Annotated in this window: 1 protein-coding gene; it reads left to right on the top strand. The window is 64.5% G+C overall.

The annotated features are described in order from the left end of the window. Nucleotides 1-54: 54 nt before the first annotated feature. Complete coding sequence (locus tag RB623_RS30235; protein ID WP_308060978.1) at nt 55-1,422, top strand: IS1182 family transposase; 1,368 nt, start codon at nt 55-57, stop codon at nt 1,420-1,422. The last annotated feature ends 130 nt before the right edge of the window (nt 1,423-1,552 follow it).

Below are 1,552 nucleotides of genomic sequence, written 5' to 3'. Positions count from 1 at the left end.
TCAGACTGCTGACAAACCCCTGGCATTAGCCGGGGGTTTTTGATTCACTGGGTCATGTTGAAGCGACCCGTCCCCGAACAGACCGCGCTCGAAATTGTGACGTTGGATCAGTTGGTCCCGTCCGATCACCTGCTGCGCAAGATCGACCGCGTGATCGACTTTTCCTTCATCCACGATCTGACGGCGCCGCTCTACTGCGCCGACAACGGCCGGCCGCCGCTCGACCCGACCTTGATGTTCAAGGCGCTGTTCATCGGCTACCTGTTCGGGGTGCGCTCGGAGCGGCAGTTGGTGCGCGAGATCGAGGTCAACGTCGCCTACCGATGGTTCCTGCGGCTGAAGCTGACGGACAAGGTGTTCGACGCCTCGACGCTGAGCCAGAACCGTCGCCGCCGTTACCAGGACGAGACGGTCGCGCAGTCGATCTTCGACCGCATCGTCGAGCAGGCGATCCGGGCCGGCCTTGTCGACGGGACGGTGCTCTACACCGACTCCACCCACCTGAAGGCCAATGCCAACAGGGGCAAATACGATCTTGCCGTGGTCGCCAAGTCGCGGGCCGACTATTGGGATGCGCTCGACGCCGCGATCGACGAAGAGCGCGCCGCGCACGGCCAGAAGCCGTTGCGAGAGAAGGAGCGGCAGCCGGCGGTGAAGGAGACGAAGGTCAGCCGCACCGATCCGGAAGCGGGCTACATGGTGCGCGAAGGCAAGCCGAAGGGCTTCTTCTATCTCGACCACCGCACGGTTGACGCCGCGCATGCCATCATTACCGACACTTTTGCCACGCCGGTAGTCCACGATTCGGTGGTCTACCTGTCGCGGCTCGACCGACAGGTGGAGCGCTTCGGCTTCGACGTGGGAGCCGTCGGGCTGGACGCTGGCTATGCCACGGCCGGCATCGCCAGGGGACTGGAGGAACGCAAGCTGCGCGGCGTCACCGGCTACCGCCGGCCGACCCCGCCCAAGCCCGGCATGATGGGACCGTCGGCTTTTGCCTTTGAGGAAGAGGCCGACGGCTATCGCTGCCCGCAGGATCAACTGCTCGCCTATGCCACCACCGACCGCAACGGCTACCGCCACTACCGCTCCGACCCGGCGATCTGCCGCACCTGCCCGCTTCTGGCCTCCTGCACCACCAGCGCCAAGGCACAGCGCACCATTGTCCGCCACGTCTGGACCGAGGCCAAGGAGCGCACCGACGCCAACCGCAAGACCGCATGGGGCAAGGCCGTCTACCGCCGTCGCAAGGAAACCGTCGAGCGCTCCTTCGCCGATGCCAAACAGCTTCATGGCCACCGCTATGCCCGGTTCCGAGGTCTGACCCGCGTGCGCGTCCAGTGCCTGCTCACAGCCGCCGCCCAGAACATCAAGAAAATCGCGATCAGCCTCTGGCCAAAGCCAAAGCCGACCCTCGCCTGACGCGGCAAGCCCGGCCACGCAACCGACCGGCACCCTCCAGCCAAAACATCCCGACGACGAAATCTCCAGCGTACTCAAACGCGTAAAACAAAACCCCGCCAAAAATGACGGGGTTTGTCAGCAGTCTGAG

It is taken from the genome of Mesorhizobium sp. LHD-90, from assembly GCF_030929505.1.
Classification (GTDB): domain Bacteria; phylum Pseudomonadota; class Alphaproteobacteria; order Rhizobiales; family Rhizobiaceae; genus Kumtagia.
This window is presented reverse-complemented; position numbering and strand designations above follow the sequence as displayed.